This window comes from Paenibacillus sp. P3E (assembly GCF_001909045.1).
GTDB classification, from domain to species: domain Bacteria; phylum Bacillota; class Bacilli; order Paenibacillales; family Paenibacillaceae; genus Paenibacillus_AQ; species Paenibacillus_AQ helianthi.
On record NZ_LVWH01000231.1, the window covers coordinates 105012 to 125148 of the forward strand.

The 20137-nt window shown below is 51.5% G+C and carries 17 protein-coding genes; 13 read left to right on the forward strand and 4 right to left on the reverse strand.

All coding sequences use genetic code 11. The features are described 5' to 3' along the window. The first annotated feature begins 72 nt into the window (after nucleotides 1–72). The 6 genes from A3842_RS30200 to A3842_RS30225 all read left to right on the forward strand — a co-directional run bounded on the left by A3842_RS30200 (nucleotide 73) and on the right by A3842_RS30225 (nucleotide 8863). Nucleotides 73–936, forward strand: a complete 864-nt coding sequence (locus tag A3842_RS30200; RefSeq protein ID WP_371916033.1) for an ABC transporter permease — start codon at nucleotides 73–75, stop codon at nucleotides 934–936. Nucleotides 937–985: 49 nt separating this feature from the next. Further along, complete coding sequence (locus tag A3842_RS30205; RefSeq protein ID WP_074103796.1) at nucleotides 986–1891, forward strand: carbohydrate ABC transporter permease; 906 nt, start codon at nucleotides 986–988, stop codon at nucleotides 1889–1891. Nucleotides 1892–1980: 89 nt separating this feature from the next. Continuing rightward, nucleotides 1981–3612 carry an extracellular solute-binding protein gene (locus tag A3842_RS30210; protein ID WP_074103797.1) on the forward strand — a complete coding sequence of 544 codons (1632 nt, stop codon included), beginning with the start codon at nucleotides 1981–1983 and terminating at the stop codon, nucleotides 3610–3612. Nucleotides 3613–3739: 127 nt separating this feature from the next. After that, on the forward strand, nucleotides 3740–5305 hold the full coding sequence (locus A3842_RS30215; protein ID WP_074103772.1) for a response regulator: 1566 nt from the start codon (nucleotides 3740–3742) through the stop codon (nucleotides 5303–5305). Nucleotide 5306: 1 nt separating this feature from the next. Then, nucleotides 5307–7025 (forward strand): cache domain-containing sensor histidine kinase, encoded by a 1719-nt coding sequence (locus A3842_RS30220; protein WP_074103773.1) that lies wholly within the window; start codon nucleotides 5307–5309, stop codon nucleotides 7023–7025. Between the two features lie 50 nt (nucleotides 7026–7075). Then, nucleotides 7076–8863 (forward strand): glycoside hydrolase family 36 protein, encoded by a 1788-nt coding sequence (locus A3842_RS30225; RefSeq protein ID WP_074103798.1) that lies wholly within the window; start codon nucleotides 7076–7078, stop codon nucleotides 8861–8863. 229 nt (nucleotides 8864–9092) lie between these two features. Here the strand turns inward: A3842_RS30225 and A3842_RS30230 are convergent, their stop codons facing one another. Continuing rightward, complete coding sequence (locus tag A3842_RS30230; protein WP_074103774.1) at nucleotides 9093–9980, reverse strand: LysR family transcriptional regulator; 888 nt, start codon at nucleotides 9978–9980, stop codon at nucleotides 9093–9095. A gap of 197 nt (nucleotides 9981–10177) precedes the next feature. Here A3842_RS30230 and A3842_RS30235 point away from each other — a divergent pair, with 197 nt between their 5' ends. Further along, nucleotides 10178–11254 carry a YeiH family protein gene (locus tag A3842_RS30235; RefSeq protein ID WP_074083461.1) on the forward strand — a complete coding sequence of 359 codons (1077 nt, stop codon included), beginning with the start codon at nucleotides 10178–10180 and terminating at the stop codon, nucleotides 11252–11254. 83 nt (nucleotides 11255–11337) lie between these two features. Here A3842_RS30235 and A3842_RS30240 read toward each other — a convergent pair whose 3' ends face one another. From A3842_RS30240 to A3842_RS30250, 3 genes are all read right to left on the reverse strand, one after another. Next, nucleotides 11338–11748, reverse strand: a complete 411-nt coding sequence (locus A3842_RS30240; protein ID WP_074103775.1) for a VOC family protein — start codon at nucleotides 11746–11748, stop codon at nucleotides 11338–11340. A gap of 113 nt (nucleotides 11749–11861) precedes the next feature. Further along, on the reverse strand, nucleotides 11862–12716 hold the full coding sequence (locus A3842_RS30245; RefSeq protein ID WP_074103776.1) for an SDR family oxidoreductase: 855 nt from the start codon (nucleotides 12714–12716) through the stop codon (nucleotides 11862–11864). A 75-nt stretch (nucleotides 12717–12791) separates the two neighbouring features. Next, nucleotides 12792–13619 carry a helix-turn-helix domain-containing protein gene (locus A3842_RS30250; protein ID WP_074083458.1) on the reverse strand — a complete coding sequence of 276 codons (828 nt, stop codon included), beginning with the start codon at nucleotides 13617–13619 and terminating at the stop codon, nucleotides 12792–12794. 158 nt (nucleotides 13620–13777) lie between these two features. On the opposite strand from A3842_RS30250, the gene A3842_RS30255 reads away from it, so the two are divergent. The 6 genes from A3842_RS30255 to A3842_RS30280 all read left to right on the forward strand — a co-directional run bounded on the left by A3842_RS30255 (nucleotide 13778) and on the right by A3842_RS30280 (nucleotide 20111). Then, nucleotides 13778–14941, forward strand: a complete 1164-nt coding sequence (locus tag A3842_RS30255; protein WP_074103777.1) for a Gfo/Idh/MocA family protein — start codon at nucleotides 13778–13780, stop codon at nucleotides 14939–14941. Nucleotides 14942–14963: 22 nt separating this feature from the next. Beyond that, entirely contained in the window at nucleotides 14964–15728 is a 765-nt protein-coding gene (locus A3842_RS30260) for a sugar phosphate isomerase/epimerase family protein (protein WP_074103778.1), read from the forward strand. Between the two features lie 21 nt (nucleotides 15729–15749). Next, the gene (locus A3842_RS30265; protein ID WP_074103779.1) at nucleotides 15750–16838 is read left to right on the forward strand and encodes a Gfo/Idh/MocA family protein; all 1089 of its coding nucleotides are present in this window, start codon (nucleotides 15750–15752) and stop codon (nucleotides 16836–16838) included. Nucleotides 16839–16875: 37 nt separating this feature from the next. Then, a complete protein-coding gene (locus A3842_RS30270; RefSeq protein ID WP_074103780.1) occupies nucleotides 16876–17910 on the forward strand; it encodes a Gfo/Idh/MocA family protein in 1035 nt (344 codons plus the stop codon). A gap of 74 nt (nucleotides 17911–17984) precedes the next feature. Beyond that, the gene (gene msrA, locus A3842_RS30275) at nucleotides 17985–18497 is read left to right on the forward strand and encodes a peptide-methionine (S)-S-oxide reductase MsrA (RefSeq protein ID WP_074103781.1); all 513 of its coding nucleotides are present in this window, start codon (nucleotides 17985–17987) and stop codon (nucleotides 18495–18497) included. 243 nt (nucleotides 18498–18740) lie between these two features. Then, nucleotides 18741–20111 carry a glycoside hydrolase family 64 protein gene (locus tag A3842_RS30280; RefSeq protein ID WP_074103782.1) on the forward strand — a complete coding sequence of 457 codons (1371 nt, stop codon included), beginning with the start codon at nucleotides 18741–18743 and terminating at the stop codon, nucleotides 20109–20111. The last annotated feature ends 26 nt before the right edge of the window (nucleotides 20112–20137 follow it).

Below are 20137 nucleotides of genomic sequence, written 5' to 3' on the forward strand. Positions count from 1 at the left end.
GTCATAACCAGGGCAAAAGGTAAGCCGGTATCATGGTGGACCAGATGGTTCCGGCAATGGGATATTCAGCTGATGGTTATACCCGCTATGCTGTTTATCTTCGTATTCAGCTATTTGCCCATGTACGGGGTACTGATGGCGTTCCAGGATTATCAGCTGTTCGGCGGTTTTTTTCACAGTCCCTGGGTCGGGCTGAAGCATTTTGAAGCATTCTTCAATTCACCCGACTTCTGGACGGTCATGCGCAACACCATTGTAATCAGCCTGCTGAAGCTGTGTATCGGGTTCCCGGCTCCGATCCTGCTCGCGCTGATGCTCAATGAGATTCGGCTTATGTTATTCAAGCGGATCATCCAGACTGTCAGCTATCTGCCGCATTTTCTGTCCTGGGTGATCGTCGGAGGGTTCGTGGGATCGATGCTGTCGACTGATAATGGAAGCGTTAACATGCTGCTTATGAGTCTGCATCTCACCTCAGAGCCTATCAGCTTTCTGTCCGTGCCGGAGTACTTCTGGGGGATTCTGGTGGGAACAGGCATCTGGAAGGAAATGGGGTTCGCAGCCATCGTCTATCTGGCGGCAATTGCCGGAATCGACCCGCATCTCTATGAAGCCGCTTCCATTGACGGTGCTGGGCGGTTCAAGCAGATCCAACTGATCACATTGCCCTGCATCCGGCCGGTCATCATCATCTTTCTCATTCTGGCTGTGGGTAATATTCTGAATGCCGGATTCGAGGATATCCTGATCTTGGCCACCAATCCGATCCTGCGTGATGTATCAGACGTAATCGATACGTATGTCTACCGGATGGGGATTTTGAACAACCGCTTCTCTTATGCGGCGGCGGCGGGACTGTTCAAAGCGGTAGTGAGTATTGGACTGCTGGCCCTGGCGAATAAGGCAGCCAGAAAAATGGGTTCAAGTCTATGGTAAGCAACAGTGAAGCAGAACAAATGTGGAGAAGGAAGGCGGGGAACAGGTTATGATGAAGCTGTCAGCGGGAGACAAATTCCTGCAAGTCATTATATATTCAACGCTGCTGCTGCTGGGCTTCATCACCCTGTACCCCTTCTGGAATTCACTCGTGATTTCCTTCAATATGGGCTCGGACACGGCGCTTGGCGGGATTACGTTCTGGCCGCGCAGCCCAACGCTTGATAATTACGAGGTCGTGTTCCGGGACAGCCGCATCGGCCATGCATTTCTAATCTCCATCATGCGCACCATCGTAGGAACCACTCTATCGGTCATGTTTACCGCTATATTGGCCTACGGACTCTCCCGGCATGAACTGATGGGACGCAAAATATATATGGTATTCTGCATCATAACGATGTATTTCAGCGGAGGACTGATTCCCACCTTTCTACTGCTGCGCGAGTTTGGCATGATGGATACCTTCTGGGTGCTGGTCATTCCCGGGATGATCAGTGTCTACAACATGATTATTTTCAGGACTTTCTTTTTGGGACTGCCGGCGGGACTGGTTGAATCGGCGCGGATTGACGGCTGCAACCATATCGGAGTGCTGACCCGTATCATTTTACCCATCTCTGGTCCTGTAGTGGCTACCCTGTCCTTGTTTACGGCCGTATATCATTGGAATGACTGGTTCTCGGCCAGCATTTATATCAATAATCCCGATCTGATCCCGATTCAGACACTGCTGAAGCAGATCCTGAATTCCAATATTGTGACAGATCAGCTCCAGAAGGCCATCGGGAGCAGTGCGGCTGCTCAAGACCGGCTCGCCCTCGTGCAGTCGGTAACCAGCAAATCGCTGATCATGGCAACCACCATGGTCGCTACGCTGCCGATTATTATGGTCTACCCGTTTTTGCAAAAGTATTTTGTGAAAGGTGTATTAATCGGGTCGCTTAAGGAGTAGAAAGTGAACATTAGAGAGGGGTTACTCATTTGAAATCTACGAAACGGTACCATCCCTTCAAAGGACGGCAAAGCCATTTCTGCTTGCTGATGAGTGTTGTGTTGTGTTCGGTGCTTTTGATTGCCGGTTGTGGAGGGGGGAACAATACTGCAGCGCCATCCGCTGACCCTACCAAAGAACCAGCGGCAACGGAGGCAGCAACGGCAAGTGCAAGTCCTGAAGCTACATCATCCGCTGTAGGAAGCACGGTCAAACCGGTCTCCTTCACGTATTACAGTAATTACGATTGGGATACCACGGAAGAATGGGGAAGGGATTCGACCACCAAGTGGATTGCCGACACCCTCAAGGTCAAGATGACCCCGGTTCAGTCCAGCGGCGCTGCCGAAACTAAGTTCAGCACCATGATCGCCTCGGGAAGTCTGCCGGATGTCATTATGATGGACCGAGGTGCGAATGTCGAGCGGCTTCGTCAGCCCGGGCTGCTGGTACCCTTCGATGATTATCTGGACCGTTATCCTAATCTGAAAAAGAACGCCGGTGAAGCCACACTGAACATGCTGCGCTCTGAAGACGGCAAGCTCTACCAATTCCCCAACTGGTATACGTCAAGCCCGAATGGCAACGGCGGCTGGATCATTAACCGGAAAATATACAAGGAACTGGGTTCACCGAAGCTGGAAACCTACGATGAACTGTATGCCTACCTGAAGCAGGTGAAGGTGAAGTATCCCGATGTAGTGCCGCTTGAAGTGGGAGCCAAAGGCCGGGGACTCGAGACGATGTACGGCGGATTTGCTGAAAATAAACCATATCTGCCCAAAGCCAATCCGGTGGGTACCACGCTGCAATCGATTTTTGAGGATCAGGTGTTCATCGAGAACATGCAGTACGCCAGCAAGCTCTTCCGTGAAAAGCTGATCACGCAGGATCTGTTCACCCAGACCGGTGACCAGATTTCCGAGAAACTCAAGACTGGCCGCGTAGCAGTATATGTAGACGGTGATGTGGTGAACCCTGGACGGGGAGCGGATACCGCGCTGCGTACAACAGACCCTGATGCCGGCTACGATATCATCTGGCCGATTCACAAGGCGGGTCTGGATGCAACCCAAATTACACCCAACAATTACAACTCACTGGGTTGGAACGTGCTGGTCATCACGAAGAACGCCAAGGACCCGGAAGCGATCTTCTCCTACCTCGACTGGGTGACCAGCGAAGAAGGCCAGCGGATTTTGAACTTCGGACGTCAAGGCCTGTATTGGGATGAGTACGATGCAGACGGCGTGCCTATTCTGAACGAGGCCGGCCTGAATACACCACAGGGAGACAAGGATAAGGAAAGAATCGGCCGTTTCAACTGGGTCGGCAACACCACCTTTATTGACCAGACCAAAGCCAAGATGGATGCGCAGCTTCCGGCCGACAAGCAGAACTGGACTACGCTTGCCCAGCAGAAGGTGACCTGGAAGACATCGAAGAACTTCACGGAGTTCGTCAATCTGGACCCGCTGCCGGACTCGGAGGAAGGAACGATTGCTACGGCGGTTAACGATATTTATCAGGAGGTTTTTGCGAAAACCCTGTACGCCAAAAGTGATGATGAAGTTCTCAGCCTCTTAAACAAAGCGAATGAAGACGCCAAAAAAGCAGGCTATGAGAAGCTGCTGAAATTCCAAACCGCGAAATGGCAGGACAATTTGAGCAAGATGAAATAAAGCTAGAGCCAGCCTAAACCGTGGGGTATACTGAATCCAAGTGTACCCCTTTTACTATTATATGGTATTCACCACAAGCACAAGTTGCCGGGGGCGGATTGAATTCTGAGTGCGAGGGTGGGATGGGATGTACAAGGTACTGCTGGTCGACGATGAGCTGCTGGATCTGGAGGGTCTGCAGCGCTTCATGAACTGGGAAGGTCTTGGCATGGAGGTGTGTGCAGCCGCGAGCAGCGGCTTTGAAGCTCTGGAGGTGCTGGATTCGCAGGCTGTGGATATTATGGTCACCGATATCAGAATGCCGATCATGTCAGGGATGGAGCTTGCCCGCAGAGCCCTTGAGCTGAACCCGAAGCTGAGGATTATTTTTGTCAGCGGCTATGAAGATTTTCAATATGCCAAGCAGGCCATATCCATGAGCGCATCCGGTTACGTGCTGAAGCCTGTGGACGACGACGATATGCGCAGATCACTGGAAGAGGTTCGGGAGACTCTGGACCGTGAGCGTGAGCATTCCCATTTAGAGCGTTATCTCTCCGAGTCCGGACCGCTTCTGCGCAGAGAGCTGTTCATGCAGCTTCTTGATGGTACCCCTGATGAAGAAAAAGTGCTGTCCCTGCTTCAACGTGTCGGCATTAACTGGAATGGGGCGAGGCTGTACACCGCGCTGCTGGAGCCCGATGATATGTCCTGGAAGCTGAATGGCTTCAGCGACGGGGCTAAGGCAGAGATGGAGAACAGGCTGGAGCTGTCGATCGAGCGGTACTGTGCCGAGGAACAGATACAGGCCTGCCGGACGGAGCGGTTCCATTACGCACTGATTCTGGAAGAAAGTGTGGGACGTGAAAGACTCCGCAGGCTGATCCATCAGGCAGCGGATGGTATACCGCTGACGGTAACCATTGGTGTAGGTCCCACCGTTAGCCATTTGCGTGGGCTGCGGGATTCCTTTCGGCAGGCGAGGAATGCGCTGGGACTGAAGCTGTTCCTGGGCAAAGGCAAGCTCATCCTCCATTCCGATGCCAGAGGGCCGATCTCGGCCTCCGCCAAAGATTTGGACAGTATTCTGCAGGCCTTGTTCGCGGCGGTGACCTCTTACCGTCTGGTCGATGTGGACGACTGCAATGAGGAGCTGTTTGTTTGGGTGGGCAATATGGAGACCAAGCTTGAGATTTACCAGCTCTTCCTGCACCTCGTCTCCAAGCTCGATGCGTATTTGCATACAATCAATGAGGATTTTTATGAGCTGCTGGGGCTGGAACGGAAGCATCTGAATATTTTATATGATCTGGAAACCATTGAGGATATGAAATCCTGGCTCCGCCGCCGGATGTTTGAGCTGTCCGAGCGGCTGCAGCGCAAACGCCAAGGGAAGAAACGTAAGCTTGTGGAGGAGATCCAGGCATACATTGAAGAACATTTGGAGCATAATGTCATGCTGCGGGATGCCGCCAACCACTTTTCCTTCTCACCTAATCACTTGGGCCAGATCTTTTACGAAGAGACCGGAGTGTATTTCTCCGATTATGTGGGGCTGAGGCGGCTGGAGCGGGTCAAGGTATTGCTTAGTGATCCGAAGCTGAAGGTATATGAAGCCGCGAACCGGGTGGGCTATAAGAATCTTTCCCATTTCAGCAAGCAGTTTAAGGAATTTTATGGTGTGAGCCCAGGTGATTACAGGAGACATTTGTGACATGCGGCGCATGGGGAGCATTCCTTTTGGATACAAGCTCATTCTGCCTTATGTGCTGTGCCTGCTGATTGCCGTGCTGACGGTTGGCCTGTTCGCCTATGCGCATTCCGTGAATTCCCTGCGGGAAAAGACGCGGGAGAATCTTCAAGGAACGCTAAGGCAAATGCGCGACAATATCCGTTACCGTACAGATGATATCGAACGCATCTCGAACAGCCTTTACTATAATTACAGTCTGCAAAATGCGCTTCGCCGTTATGATCAAGGCTGGTACAGCTATGAGACCATGACCAGGACACTCATGCCGGCGCTTGAAAATCTGCTGAATTACACAGCCAGCAATATCGGCCTGTCTCTGTATCTTCAGAACGAAACGCTGCCTGAAGTGTTCTATAAGGACGGGGGGCAGAATCCACTGCTATCCACGAAACGTTACGAGATCTATCATGTGCAGCGGATTCAAGACGCAGATTGGTACCGTATGCTTGAATTCTCGGGTAACCTGCCGGGTCTCAGCCGCTGGCAGCAGATTCTGCGCGATCAAGAGGATGGCAATATTTCGCTGCTGCAGCGTCTGGATGATGTACAGCGCGGGAAGGCGATTGGTCTTGTCCGGGTGGCGGTACAGATCAAGGATCTGCTGGATTCTGTGGATTACCGCAAAATTGGCGAATACAGTACGCTAGTCGTGCTTGATGACAACGGCAGGATTGTGATGCAATCTTCACCGGAAGGCACGATAGCGGCGAGCAGCCGGACAGAGCCCGGAGAGCTTGTCCTTAGTGAATCACTGCACGGTCTGGGCTGGCAGCTTCAAGCCTACATTCCTTACAGCCTGTTCGATCAGAGCGCGAACGAGGTCCGCCGGATGACACTGCTGGTATGTCTGGTCAGTGCCGTTGTCCTGGCAGCCTTGGGGATCTGGGTATCCGGTTATTTCTCACGGCGGATTCAGAAGATCGTGGGGTCCCTTAATGCTTTTCATGACGGGGATTTCCACAAAAGAATCCGCTTCAAAGGCAATGATGAGCTGGCGCAAATTGCTATCGCCTTCAACCGGATGGGAAACAATATGGAAGAGTTGATTCATAAAAATTATGTTGCCGATCTTCAGAAAAAAGAAGCGGAGCTGGAGTCGCTCCAGGCACAGATCAATCCCCATTTTCTCTACAATACCCTCTCCTCTATTAACCGTCTGGCCCAATTCGGCGATATCGATAAACTGCATATTATGGTACAGGAACTGGCGAAATTCTACAGGCTTAGTCTGAACCGCGGAGAAATCCTGACCACTGTGGGCAAGGAAATCGAACATGCCAAAGCCTATGTGGCGATCCAGTGCATTAAATACGGTGAACGGCTTAGTGTATATTATGATATTGATCCGGAAGTTCTGGAGTACGCAACGGTCAAGCTGATTCTGCAGCCCCTGATTGAAAATGCGCTTGAACATGCCTGGTTCGGAGCCACCTTGGGCATCCGGCTTGTCGTAGCAAAGCGGGATTCGGAGATTGTGTTCAAAGTGATTGATAATGGGGTGGGTATGAATGCAGATATCATCCGGCAGATTATGGCCCCTGAGGGTCCCCGTATCGGTTATGGCATCCGTAATGTGGATTCCCGGATCAAGCTGCATCATGGCAACAGCTACGGGGTAATCATTGCCAGCCGTTCAGGGATCGGGGCTTGCATACAGATTTCGATTCCCTGCCGGATGTAACATTGACCATTCAATCAGACATATCCGGTTATAAAGGAGCTAAGAAGCAATTGAAAATCATACTTAGCAATGGCTGTGAAATGAGGCTGGAGGGACAGACCGGAACTTTTGCCCTAGCTCTCTCTTCCTTTATGAATGTCGCTGAGGCCGATGTAGAATATGTTCGTCTTATTATAGATGCCTCTAGTCCGGCTGTTCTACCGGAATTATCCCTGAAGTGGAGCTGTACAGCAGTGGATGTACAAGGCTTGTGGCATCCAACGGTGGAGCGGAGCCGGGGGCTGATCCCCGATTGGCGGCAAGGCTTCCCTTCAAGATCCACTTCGTCCGCACCGGTTATCTGTCTCTACGGAAACCGGGGCAACAATGTGCTGACCTTTGCCTGCTCGGATGTACTAAGCCCCGTGGAGCTTCATGCAGGCCTGAATGAGGAAACATCCAGCTTCCATTGTTCCGTGACGCTCTTTGCAGACCCTGGCGCGCCCGAAGACCATGTTGAGGTCATGTTGCGATTGGATACGCGAAGTCATCCCTATTATGATGCGCTGAAAAGGGTGGGCGAATGGTGGGCCGGACTTCCCGGCTGTAGCCCTTCACCCGTTCCGGACGCGGCCAGGGAACCGGTGTATTCTACATGGTACAGCTTTCATCAGCAGCTTTCGCCTGATGCAGTGGAAGCCGAGTGCAGAGCAGCTGCAGCCATGGGCTGCAAGACGGTTATCATGGATGACGGCTGGCAGACCTCAGATGAGACCCGGGGTTATGCCTACTGTGGAGACTGGAGGGTGAGTGCGGATAAAATTCCTGATCTGAAGTCACATGTAACCCGGATTCATGATCTTGGAATGAAATTCATGCTGTGGTATGCGGTTCCGTTCATCGGGAAACACAGTCAGGCCTGGGCGAGGTTCAGGGATAAATTGCTGTACGTAAGTGATGAGCTTGGAGCGGGGGTCGCTGATCCCCGTTATCCGGAAATCCGGGAGTATTTGACCGCCATTTATGAGCAAGCTGTTCTAGAATGGGATTTGGACGGGTTTAAGCTGGATTTCGTTGACAGCTTTTATGCCAAAGGGGATCAATATCTTCCCGCAGATGGGCAAGACACGGGGTCGGTACCGGAAGCAGTGGATAAGCTTCTAAGTGGAATCATCTCCCGTCTAAGGCAGTTGAAGCCGGATATTCTGATCGAATTCCGCCAGAATTACATTGGACCGCTTATGCGCAAATACGGCAATATGTTCCGGGCCGGCGATTGTCCTAATGATGCGCTCGAGAACCGGATCAGGACGATCGATATAAGGCTGATATGCGGCAGCACTGCGGCACATTCCGACATGCTGATGTGGAACCCCCGGGAGTCTTCGGCGGCAGCAGCCCTTCAGTTCATAAATGTGCTGTTTTCCGTTCCCCAGATTTCAGTCCGGCTCGACCGTCTGCCGGAGGAACATACTGCGATGCTGGCGTTTTGGCTATCCTTCTGGCGTGAGCACCGGGAGGTATTGCTGGATGGCCGCCTGGAGCCGCAGCATCCCGAGCTGCTGTATCCGCTGGTCACAGCCCGCACTACCCGGAAATGGGTGATTGCGGCTTACCATGATACGGTTATTCCTGTAACCGGGGATTTGCCAGAGCTGGTGGTTGTCGTCAACGGTACGTTGCTTTCACGACTGGTACTTGAGCTGGACCGTGACACGGGTCCTCTGGAAATTTGTGTTCGAGATTGTCAGGGAATAGTGACGGCAGAGTATCCATTGAACTGGAACAGCGGGGTGCACTCGCTTGATGTGCCTGCAGCTGGTGTGATTACGGTGCAGTCTGTCACCGGGAAAGAATGAATACCCGAGAGGTCATCCATACCGCTGTTCCCGCATTGCTGTAGCTGCTGGCCTGAGCTTCTATCAGCCATACAGTACGTCAATAGCCGCTGTTCCCAATTAAATTCGGGTCAGCGGCTTTTCTCCGTCAAGGCCAGAAATGCCGCTAGTGGAGCCCCACAGGCGGGTCTGCCCAGGAACAACGGCAGAAATGCCGCTGTTGAAGCGCCGCATATCGGTTTTTCTAGCGTTACGTTCGGGGTACAGCTAGCAGCTTCTCAATAAACATCTGTACCGCCATACTCTCCGGGTTGCCTTTGTGCCGGATGATCAGAAATTCACGTTCCAGCAGTCTTTGTCTGAGCCGCAGCTCGCTGATTTCGCCGCCCGCCAGCTCTTTGCGCACGATCCATCTGGACAGGATCGCCAGCCCCAGTCCGGCAGAGACGGCCTCCTTGACACCCTGACTGCTGTTGAATACATACGATCTTTTCATAGTTACCCCCGATTCCTGCAGAAAATGATCGCTAAAAGCACGGGTGCCGGAGCCATGCTCGCGCAGGACCCAGGTCTCCTCCTGTAGCATATCCTTTTCCACCGCAAGACTCTCTGCGAGCGGATGTCCTGGAGGGGCGACAATGATCATCTCATCCTTCATGTAAGGAATGATCACAAGCTCGGGGTCAGTGGTTTCACCTTCGATAAAAGCCACATCCAGCTGGTTCATTCTTACTGCCGCGATAATCTCCTCCGTATTGCCAATGGTCAACTGAAGGCTGACCAGCGGATACTGTTTGGCGAATGCAGCAAGCTTGGCCGGTAAAATATACTCCCCGATCGTAAAGCTTGCCCCGATATGAAGATTTCCTGTTACTTCATCCCGCAGCAGACGAATTTCCCGCCCAGCCTCCTCATAATGGGATAGAATCTGCTTGGCATGCTTATAGAGTATCGCTCCAGCTTCCGTCATGCGGACCTGCTTCGGCGACCGATGGAGCAGCTTGGTTCCCATTTCATTCTCCAGATTGCGGATATGAAGACTTACACCAGGTTGTGACAAGCCCAGCAGCTCGCCCGCCTTAGAGAAATGACTCTGTTCCACAACGGTAACAAATACATTCAGTGCATCAACAATCATATGAATCCCTCATTTTAAATCGGCAAAAATGCCGGAATAGCCTTTATATCATGCATTTTATCATATCGTTCGCGTTCGATCATAACAAAAACTGATGCTAAGAATAGCAAAGCTGTATTTCACTTTCACGTGAGAGGCACTTATAGTGAAGCTATCAAGACTTAGCCGCCGTGAGCGGTGGACGGAGAGTGAAGCAGATGAACCCTACACATAAGCTGAATCCATATACAGTGAAGCTCCCGGGGGTGACCTGGGGGATTGGAATCACATTCCTGCTCGCCGTAGCAGCCAAATATCTCGCTCTGCTGCCGCTAATGAATATTCTGGGGCAACTGGTCCTGGCCATTCTGCTGGGTATAACATTCCGTGCAGCGGCTGGCGTTCCGCATAGTGCGATGGCAGGGATTCAATTTTCCAGCAAAAGACTGCTTCGGGCGGGAATCATTCTGCTGGGGATGAGACTCAACCTTGCAGATATCCTGGCTGCCGGCCCGAAGGTATTTGCCATTGCAGTAATCAATATCTTGTTCACTTTATTCACCGTGTACGGCTTGGCCAAATGTTTCAGAATCGACAGAAGATTAAGTCTGCTGACAGCCTGCGGTACAGCCATTTGCGGAGCGGCAGCAGTCGCGGCAATTGCCCCGCAAATCAAGGCTTCTGAACATGAAACGGCTGTCGGTGCAGCCACTGTAGCAATACTGGGTACGATTTTTACACTGGTATATTCGTTGCTGTATCCGTTCATGGGATTGAGTCAGGCAGGCTACGGGATCTTTGCAGGAGCTACACTTCATGAGGTGGCTCATGTGATTGCTGCTGCCGCTCCGGCGGGCAGGGACGCTGCGGATCTGGCGGTCATTGTGAAGCTGACCCGTGTGGCGATGCTGATCCCTGTCGCTATCCTCATCGGAAGCTGGGAAGCCTACAGAACACGTAAGAAGGAGAGAGTGGAGAATCCTGCTGAGGAAGCGGAGGCGCGGGAGATTAAGAAAGCCATAGAGTGGAAGAAGCTGCCGGTCCCTTGGTTTATCCTCGGCTTTCTGGTAATGAGCGGAATCAATACATTAGGTATTATCCCGGCAAGAATCACAAGTGAGCTTGTTGTTCTGGCTTACCTTTTGCTGGCAATGGCAATGGCGGGGATGGGGCTGGGGATTGATCTGAGAACCTTTGGCCGGATGGGGAAAAAGCCATTTCTGGCCGGACTGATCGGATCTGTTCTGCTATCCGTGCTGGGGTATATACTGGTGATTGCTTTTGGATTTGCTTAGATGAAGAGGGCTGGCCGTACAGGTAATAGACGCCTCTCGATAAGATCAAGAAGCGTCTATACCCGAAGCATATTTGCATCAGCTTACTGCTGGTCCTGCTTAGGCACTGTAGTGATCATCCAGAGGATGCCGAATTTATCCTGAACATGTCCGAAGAGCGCTCCCCAGAATGCAGGGTTCAGTGCTTCCTTGACCACACCACCCTCTGCCAGATTGTCAAAAGCTGCATGCGCTTCAGCTTCTTCCGCGAATTCCAGGTTTAAGTTGACTGTATTCCCATAACTAACCGGTTCGAGGACGGAATCAGACATCATAAAATGGACTCCGGCAGCCATAAAGCTGAGATTGATCACCTTGTCCTTCAATTCCTCACTCGCATTAGGCAAGTCTCCGTGTTTGGTAATGGAATTCATTTTGCCGCCAAGCGCCTCAATGTAGAACTCCGCTTGAGCTTTGGCATCCTCCGACATCAGGTAAGCCGTAAAATTAGCCATGTGAACAACATCCTTTCCAGGGTTGATGTTTGGTTCTGACCTGCCCATTGTACCAAACTTCTTCAGCTGTATTTCTTATGGATTGCTATATTATGGGGCTGGGTCGATGGAATCTATACCCCCGAATATGCCATAAATCCGCCGTCGACCGGAACCGTAATCCCTGTAACAAAACCCGACATCTCTTCGTCCGCCAGCCAGAGCAGGGTACCCAGCAGATCCTCCGGTTTCCCGAAGCGGCGCATCGGAGTCTGGGAGATGATTTTGTGTGATCGTTCGGTCAGTTCTCCGTCTTCCCGCAGCAGGAGCTTCTCATTTTGCTTCGTCAGGAAAAAGCCCGGAGCGATAGCATTGACCCGAATTCCGGACTCAGCCAGGTGGACGGCCAACCATTGGGTGAAGTTATTGATCCCTGCCTTCGCCGCACTGTACGCAGGGACTTTGGTCATTGGCGATGCAGCGCTCATGGAGGAGATGTTAATTACGGATGCCCCCGGACGCCCAAGCATTTGCCTGGCGAAAATTTGCGTGGGCAGGAGTGTGCCAACCAGGTTGAGATCCAAGACCTGACGGAAGCCGGATGCTGAAAGATCGAAGAAAGAGGTAATTTCCGGGTTCTCCAAATCTCCTTCAGATAATGTTTCCTTCGTTGTAACCGCTGACGGCTGATTTCCCCCGGCCCCATTGATTAACAGATCGCAAGGCCCCCAATGCTTCAGAACTACAGCTGCGGCACTCCGCACGCTGCTGTCTTCTGTAACATCACAAGCCACAGCAAGGGCCTGTCCACCAGCTGCGCTAATCCTGGCAGCAAGAGAGTCACCTTTTGCAGCGGTGCGGTTAAGAATAGCAACTTTGGCTCCCTGGCGTCCTAATTCCTGTGCCATGACAGCGCATAAGACACCCGCTCCTCCGGTAATGACAGCAACTTTGCCTGCAAGTGCAGGCTGTAAGGCTAACTCAGCCATATATGGCACTTCCTCTCTGAAGGGTGCTGCGCGGAGGCGCAACCCAGGATGAGTAAACAAACAGTTAACAGGGATTTATCGTGTACTGCTCCGGTAGGCCGAAGGGGAGACCCCGGTTGTTTTTTTGAAGTATTTAGAGAAGTGGGCGAGCTCCATGCCTACCTGTTCGGCGATATCGGAGATGCTGAATCCGGTATAAGAAAGCTGTTTTTTGGCGAGCTCCATCCGCTTGAGCTGTACATAATGCATGGGGGTGACCCCCATGAATTTTTTGAAGTAAGGGATGAAGTAATTCGGATGCAAATGCACCTGCTCCGCCAGCTCCTCGACCTCAAGGGGGCGCTTCAGCCGCTGGTCAATGTATTCCAGCACATGCGCGAGTTTGCCCTGATCACTGGTATGCAGCAGCTCATCCATGAAGTCAGAGTAGCCGCCAGCCTCCAGGCATAACGCCATCAGATTGAGCAACGCGGCCTGCACACGAATCGAGGAGAGAAAGCCCTCAGCTTGAAACAGTGAGATCATCTCAGTAAATACCGCCCGGACCGCATCCGGATCGGCAGCATCGCTGATATACAGCTTGTTCGCAGAATAAAACAGCGGCCACTCCCCGATGCGGGCATCGAAATGGCAATAGTAGCGGGTATATGGATGGTCTGGCGATGTTTCGGTCGTCTGTATGGAACCGGCAGGCATGATCATTAATTGTCCCGGTCTGGGATAATAAGCAACTCCGTTAATGATCACTTTTCCTTCTCCGCGGTCAATAAAATAAAGCCGGTTAAAGGAAGGTGTCTCGTTCGTGCGGTTCCAGCCGGGGTACCCGGTGGTGAGCTGGGCATGGGTTACGGTGACATTCAGATTTTGCAGCAGGCGTCCTGTCATATTTCCCAATCGATCCATAGAGCACCTCCTTTCAGGTTATTGTTTCTATTATACCGCTTTCATTTATCTAATACATCTTAATTATATACAAATACTCCTTAATTCCAGTCATGTTCACACTCAAAGATTAAGGTTATTCTCATAACATAAACTGAAATCAGGAAGTGATTATAGAGATGACAAAGGTACGATATGGAATTATCGGCATCGGAAATATGGGCCGGGCTCATGCCCTGAGTCTGCTTGAAGATGTGAAGGGGGCGGAACTGGCTGCCGTATGCGATATCAGTCCTGAACGCCTGGAATGGGCGGTGGATCAATTACCGGAGAAAGTGAAGCATTTCAGCACCGCGACAGCGATGTTTCAGTCAGGCGCTATTGATGCCGTATTAATTTCCACGCCGCATTATGATCACCCTCCGCTCGCGATAGAAGCGCTGGGCTACGGACTTCATGTTCTGATTGAAAAGCCTGCTGGTGTATACACCAAAGCAGTTCAGGAAATGAACGACGCCGCTGCTAAATCGGACCGCAAATTCGGTATTATGTATAATCAGCGGACCAACCCGCTGTACCAGAAACTCCGGGAGCTGATTCAGGCCGGTGAGCTTGGTGAGGTCCGCCGTACGAACTGGATTATTACCAATTGGTACAGATCCCAGAACTATTACGATTCTGGCGGCTGGCGTGCGACCTGGGCCGGAGAAGGCGGTGGGGTGCTGCTGAATCAGGACCCGCATCAACTGGATCTCTGGCAGTGGACCACTGGAATGATGCCGGTGCGCATCCGGGCATTTTGCCACTTTGGCAAATACCGCAAGATCGAGGTCGAGGATGATGTAACCGCTTATGCCGAGTATGCTAATGGTGCCACCGGGCTGTTTATCACCACAACCGGAGAAGCTCCGGGGACGAACCGTTTTGAAATTACAGGGGACAATGGAAAAATCGTTATTGAAGACGGTACGCTGACCTTCTGGCGGCTGCGCATACCGGAGCCTGTGTTCAATGCTGAATTTAAGGGCGGATTCGGAGCACCGGAATGCTGGAAATGCGAGATCCCGGTGGGGAAAGGGGATGGAGAGCAGCACAAAGGTATTTTGCGCAACTTCACAAATGCCATCCTGTTCGATGAACCTTTGCTTGCACCAGGAGAAGAAGGCATCCATGGCCTGACACTCTCAAACGCCATGTATTTGTCCGCATGGACAGACAACTGGGTGGAACTGCCGATCGACAGCGATCTGTTTCATGAGAAGCTGATGGAAAAAGTGCAGAATTCCACCTTCCAGAAGGATATAACTGCACAAACGACACTGAATGTATCTGGAACACACTAAGACTCAAGGAGTGAAGCGACCTATGAAGACTTCAACGATTGCCGCGCAAATGTATACCCTAAGGGAATTCACCCAGACTGCTGAGGGACTGCGTGACAGTTTTCTGAAGGTACAGGACATTGGCTATCAGGCAGTGCAGGTATCGGGTATTGGCCCGATTGATCCGCAGCTGGTGAAGCAATACGCGGATGAGGCCGGGCTTGCGATCTGTGCGACACATGTTCCCTGGGACAGGCTGGTGAACGATCTGGATGCACTGGCCGCCGAGCATAAGCTATGGAACTGTACATACATCGGGCTTGGAGCACTTCCAGGCGAGTACCAGACAAGTCAGGAAGGCTACCGCACATTCGCGAGGGAAGCCTCCGAAATTGCACAAGTCTTGAAGCATAAGCACGGACTGCAGTTTGTGTATCATAATCATGATTTTGAGTTCGAGCGTCTGGACGGCCTCACCGGTCTTGAAGTACTGCTGCAGGAGTCAGACCCGGAGGCGTTCGATTTTGAACTGGACCTCTACTGGGTTCAGGCCGGAGGAGGAAGTCCGGTGGATTGGATCAACAAGGTGAAAGACAGAATGCGGGTAGTGCATCTGAAGGATATGGCGGTGGTCGCGAGAAAAGCGGAGTTTGCGGAAATCGGCCAAGGCAATATGGATTACAGAGCGATCATTGAAGCCTGCCGCGAGACAGGAGTAGAGTGGTATGTGGTAGAACAGGATGTCTGCCGCCGCAATCCGTTCGAGAGTCTCGAGATCAGTTTGAAGTATCTGCATACCTTGCTGTAATCAGATCTGGAGGGAAGAAGAATGAGCCGTAATGACGGAATGAATTATGCTCCCAAGCATGAAGCAAAACCGGTTGTGGGACCGGGTGAATTCATAATCGCTGCAATTGCGCTGGACCATGGGCATATTTATGGAATGTGCAACGGCCTGGTGGAGGCCGGAGCGCAATTGAAATGGGTATATGATCCGGATCAGGAAAAAGTCAAAGCCTTCACCGCCGCATATCCGGGAGTCCGGGTGGCCAGATCTGCAGAAGAAATACTGGAAGACCCTGAGGTACGCCTGGTGGCGGCAGCCGCCGTTCCTTCCGAGAGGGGACCACTGGGCCTGCGTGTAATGGCACATGGGAAAGATTATTTTACAGACAAGGCGCCTTTTACAGCTATAGAGCAGCTGGAGGCAGCGCGGGTACAGGCAGAGAAGACAAAACGTAAATATATGTGCTATTTCAGTGAACGTCTGCATGTGGAAAGTGCAGTATATGCAGGTCATTTGATCAGACAGGGCGCGATTGGCCGCGTGCTTCAGGTCATCGGAATGGGGCCGCACCGTCTGAATGCGCCTAGTCGTCCAGGGTGGTTCTTTCAGCGTGAGAAATACGGAGGTATTCTCTGTGATATCGGCAGTCACCAGATCGAACAATTTCTATACTATGCCGGCTGCCGTGACGCCAAGGTGCTGCACAGTAAGGTTGCCAATTACAACCACGCAGCCTACCCGGAGCTGGAGGATTTCGGAGATGCCACATTGGTGGGTGACAACGGAGCAACCCAGTATTTTCGCGTGGACTGGTTCACTCCGGAGGGACTCGGCACATGGGGAGACGGGCGCATGATTATCATGGGAACCGAGGGATACCTGGAGCTGCGTAAATACACCGATTTAGCCCGCTCGAATACACCGGATCATGTCTTCTGGGTAGACAGTCAAGGCGAGCATTATGAGCAGGTGGCCGGTAAGATTGGCTTTCCTTTCTTCGGAGAGCTTATTCTGGATTGTCTGCAGCGCTCGGAGCTGGCGATGACACAAGCCCATGTTTTTAAAGCGGCAGAGCTGTGTCTCACAGCACAATCGCAGGCTCTGAACCTTACACCGGATAGTCTCAGATAGCAGAATCTAACACAGAGCAGAGCGGAAGGTGAACTGGATGAGTACAATAGGTGCAGCTATCATCGGCTGCGGGGCCATTGCTCCCCTGCATGCCAGGGCTATTCTATCTATGGAAGGGGCTAGGCTGGTAGCCGTTGCCGATTCAGATCCTGAACGGGCAGCACAAGCTGCACAGGACTACGGCTGTGAGTCGGTAACAGACTACAAGCAGCTTCTCGGGAGAACAGATATCGGCATAATCCATTTATGCACACCGCATCATCTCCACGCGGCGATGGCAGTAGAATTTCTTCAGGCAGGACATCATGTTCTGACAGAGAAACCAATGGCCATAGATGTGTCTTCTGCCCAGCGGATGCAGGAGGCTGCTGCGGTCAGCAAGGGGCAACTGGGTGTTGTTTTTCAGAACCGCTATAATGAACCATCCATACGGATCAAAGAAACTATCGATTCCGGCATTCTGGGCCAACTGATCTGCATGAAGGGGATTGTGACCTGGAACCGGAACGAAGCCTATTACACAGAGAGCAGTTGGCGCGGAAAATGGGCTACCGAAGGTGGCGGAGTCCTGATCAACCAGACGATCCATACCCTGGATCTGCTGCAATGGTTCGGAGGCGAAATCACCTCCATTAAGGGAAGTGTGACCACAGATGTGCTGAATGAAGTGATTGAAGTGGAGGATACTGCTCATGCCTGCATTCTTTTCAAGAATAAAGTACGCGGGCTTTTTTATGGTACAAATGCGTATTCAGTGAATTCTCCGGTTGAATTAGAGCTTATCTTTGAACTGGGCACACTGCTTCTGCGCAGAGACTGCCTGTACCTCTGGAAGGATGGCCATGAAACGCTGCTCTGTGAACCCCTGTCCACGGCAGTCGAAGGGAAGTCTTACTGGGGAACCAGTCACAACCTGTTAATCCGTGATTTCTACAAGCATATCATCGATGGCCGGGAATTCTGGATTGACGGGAACGAGGGGATCAAGGCCCTTGAGGTGATTGACGGTATTTATACATCCTCAGAAGCATCTGGAAAAAAATGGGCCATGGACTCCCTCAAATTGACTTGAAACGGATTTAGCCTTATCTTCATAACATACGTTTCTAGTATGGCAGATGATAGACAGGGAGAGGGATACAGATTATGGAACAGGCAATGTTTGCCGGAGGCTGCTTCTGGTGCATGGTAACACCTTTTGAGGAGCTCCCCGGAATTCATGGGATTGTCTCCGGTTACGCCGGAGGATCCGTAGAGAATCCGACCTATGAGCAGGTCAAAACAGGAACGACAGGCCATTATGAGGTAGTCCAGATCACTTATGATCCGGCGTTGTTCCCGTACGGGAAGCTGCTGGAGCTGTTCTGGCCGCAAATTGATCCGACCGATGACGGCGGACAGTTTCAGGATAGAGGGTCCCAATACCGGACAGCGGTATTCTACTATAATGAAGAGCAGCGTCAGGCTGCGTTGTCCTCCCGGGAACAGGTAGCGGCAAGCGGAAGGTTCGAAGGTCCGGTAGTGACGGAAATTCTGCCGGCGCCGGTCTTTTACCGGGCGGAAGAATACCATCAGGACTATCATAAAAAGAATCCGAAGCACTATAAAGAGGACCGCGAGCAATCCGGACGCGACACCTTCATCGCGAAGCATTGGTAAAGCTGGAATGGATTTAAAAAAGCCTTATGCCTCCTGTATTATGGAGAACTAAGGCTTTTTTCTTTTTTTGCAGTATCCGATGCCGAAAAAATCCATATTATATCGATTCACCCGAAATATGGTGCCAAAAACCGAAATTCTGCTCCTACTAAATGTTCTGCAAGGATACTATAATCAACACTGTAAACGCATACATTTATGGTGCGTGATTGAACCTATACCATTTAATGGAGGAAGATTGCGATGAGAAAAAAATGGCTAATGTCCGTACTCGCGCTTCTGCTACTGGTTTCCTGTTTCCCTTTGTTCGCCTCCAAGGCGGAGGCAGCCGATTACTCGCAAGGTGTTGATTTGTCAGGATCTACGGCAACTATCTGGTTCAAATCAACTGTCAGCACGAGTTGGACTGATGTGCATTACAAGGTTAATAACGGTGCTCAGATGAATCTCCGCATGACTTACAGCAGCAGCAACGCCCGCTATGAACAAGCCGTAACGGGTGTTTCCAGCGGAACCGCAATCAACTATTTCTTCACGTACAACAATGGAACGCCTGCTTTTGACACTGGCTGGTTCTCTTACACTGCCGGAACCACACCTACACCAACACCTACACCAACACCACCGAATCCTTCCGGGTCGATCTATTCGATTCCTGCTTCTTCCATCCCTACAGCGCCAAGCGGTTCATTGTCGCTTAAGGTAATGAACGGAACCGTCGGCGCATATCCGGACAGCCAGATCTACTGGGGCGTTCTCGGCATCAATCCGGCCAACGGACAATGGAGTTATTTGGACCTGAATGGTAATCTGGTGCCGATCTCACCAGCTCTGAATGACGCTTCAGGCCACTTAACCAAGAATGGCGTGAATTATGCGAATATTTATCATACGGTCAGCCAGGCCTCTTGGGTGAACTTGCCTAAAATCACTTCCGGGCGGATGTTCCTCAGTGTAGGTTCACCATTGTACATCAAAACCTATACTGAAGGCTTCGCCGGACCGGATATCAACAATCTAACCGATCCGAACCGCAATATTTATTTTGATTTTGTGGAATTTACTGTCGATGGATCCGGATATCATGGCAATACTACCCGGGTTGATGCTTTCGGTTTCCCGATCCAGCACCGTCTGGTGAACTTGTCCGGCTCCTACGACCGAACCGTAGGTGAATTGGAATCTGAAACCCGTGCCGGAATATTCACCAAATATCAGAACGAAGTGCCGGCCGCTTTCAAATCGCTGGCTACCGATCAAGCGCCATACCGGATCATAGCGCCGATTTATGGATCCTTTGCTCCAGGCGGAGCAAATGCCAACTATTTCGCTGGCTATTCCGGCTATAGCACGAAGGATATTCTCCGCTGCGACGGAGCCCTAACCGATGCCGCTACTGCGGCTGCGATCAACCGCCATGTCTATACAACCAGCAACTGGAACAATGTAGCTAATTATTACAATGCTGCTCCAGCCAATTATTATGCGAAGTTCTGGCATGACCACAGCATCAGCGGCCTGGCCTACGGCTTCCCGTATGATGATGTCAACGGTCAAGCGGCTTATCTGGAGGTTGGCGATCCCAAAGGTCTGATTATCCGTGTAGCCTGGTAAAAAGAACTGCAAATTGATTCATAGGA

Bases quoted from the DNA above. Each gene is read 5' to 3' on its own strand.
- A3842_RS30200 (WP_371916033.1), top strand. From the start codon at position 73: ATGGTTATACCCGCTATGCTGTTTATCTTCGTATTCAGCTATTTGCCC.
- A3842_RS30205 (WP_074103796.1), top strand. From the start codon at position 986: ATGATGAAGCTGTCAGCGGGAGACAAATTCCTGCAAGTCATTATATAT.
- A3842_RS30210 (WP_074103797.1), top strand. From the start codon at position 1,981: ATGAGTGTTGTGTTGTGTTCGGTGCTTTTGATTGCCGGTTGTGGAGGG.
- A3842_RS30215 (WP_074103772.1), top strand. From the start codon at position 3,740: ATGTACAAGGTACTGCTGGTCGACGATGAGCTGCTGGATCTGGAGGGT.
- A3842_RS30220 (WP_074103773.1), top strand. From the start codon at position 5,307: ATGCGGCGCATGGGGAGCATTCCTTTTGGATACAAGCTCATTCTGCCT.
- A3842_RS30230 (WP_074103774.1), bottom strand. From the start codon at position 9,980: ATGATTGTTGATGCACTGAATGTATTTGTTACCGTTGTGGAACAGAGT.
- A3842_RS30235 (WP_074083461.1), top strand. From the start codon at position 10,178: ATGAACCCTACACATAAGCTGAATCCATATACAGTGAAGCTCCCGGGG.
- A3842_RS30240 (WP_074103775.1), bottom strand. From the start codon at position 11,748: ATGGCTAATTTTACGGCTTACCTGATGTCGGAGGATGCCAAAGCTCAA.
- A3842_RS30245 (WP_074103776.1), bottom strand. From the start codon at position 12,716: ATGGCTGAGTTAGCCTTACAGCCTGCACTTGCAGGCAAAGTTGCTGTC.
- A3842_RS30250 (WP_074083458.1), bottom strand. From the start codon at position 13,619: ATGGATCGATTGGGAAATATGACAGGACGCCTGCTGCAAAATCTGAAT.
- A3842_RS30255 (WP_074103777.1), top strand. From the start codon at position 13,778: ATGACAAAGGTACGATATGGAATTATCGGCATCGGAAATATGGGCCGG.
- A3842_RS30260 (WP_074103778.1), top strand. From the start codon at position 14,964: ATGAAGACTTCAACGATTGCCGCGCAAATGTATACCCTAAGGGAATTC.
- A3842_RS30265 (WP_074103779.1), top strand. From the start codon at position 15,750: ATGAGCCGTAATGACGGAATGAATTATGCTCCCAAGCATGAAGCAAAA.
- A3842_RS30270 (WP_074103780.1), top strand. From the start codon at position 16,876: ATGAGTACAATAGGTGCAGCTATCATCGGCTGCGGGGCCATTGCTCCC.
- msrA (WP_074103781.1), top strand. From the start codon at position 17,985: ATGGAACAGGCAATGTTTGCCGGAGGCTGCTTCTGGTGCATGGTAACA.
- A3842_RS30280 (WP_074103782.1), top strand. From the start codon at position 18,741: ATGAGAAAAAAATGGCTAATGTCCGTACTCGCGCTTCTGCTACTGGTT.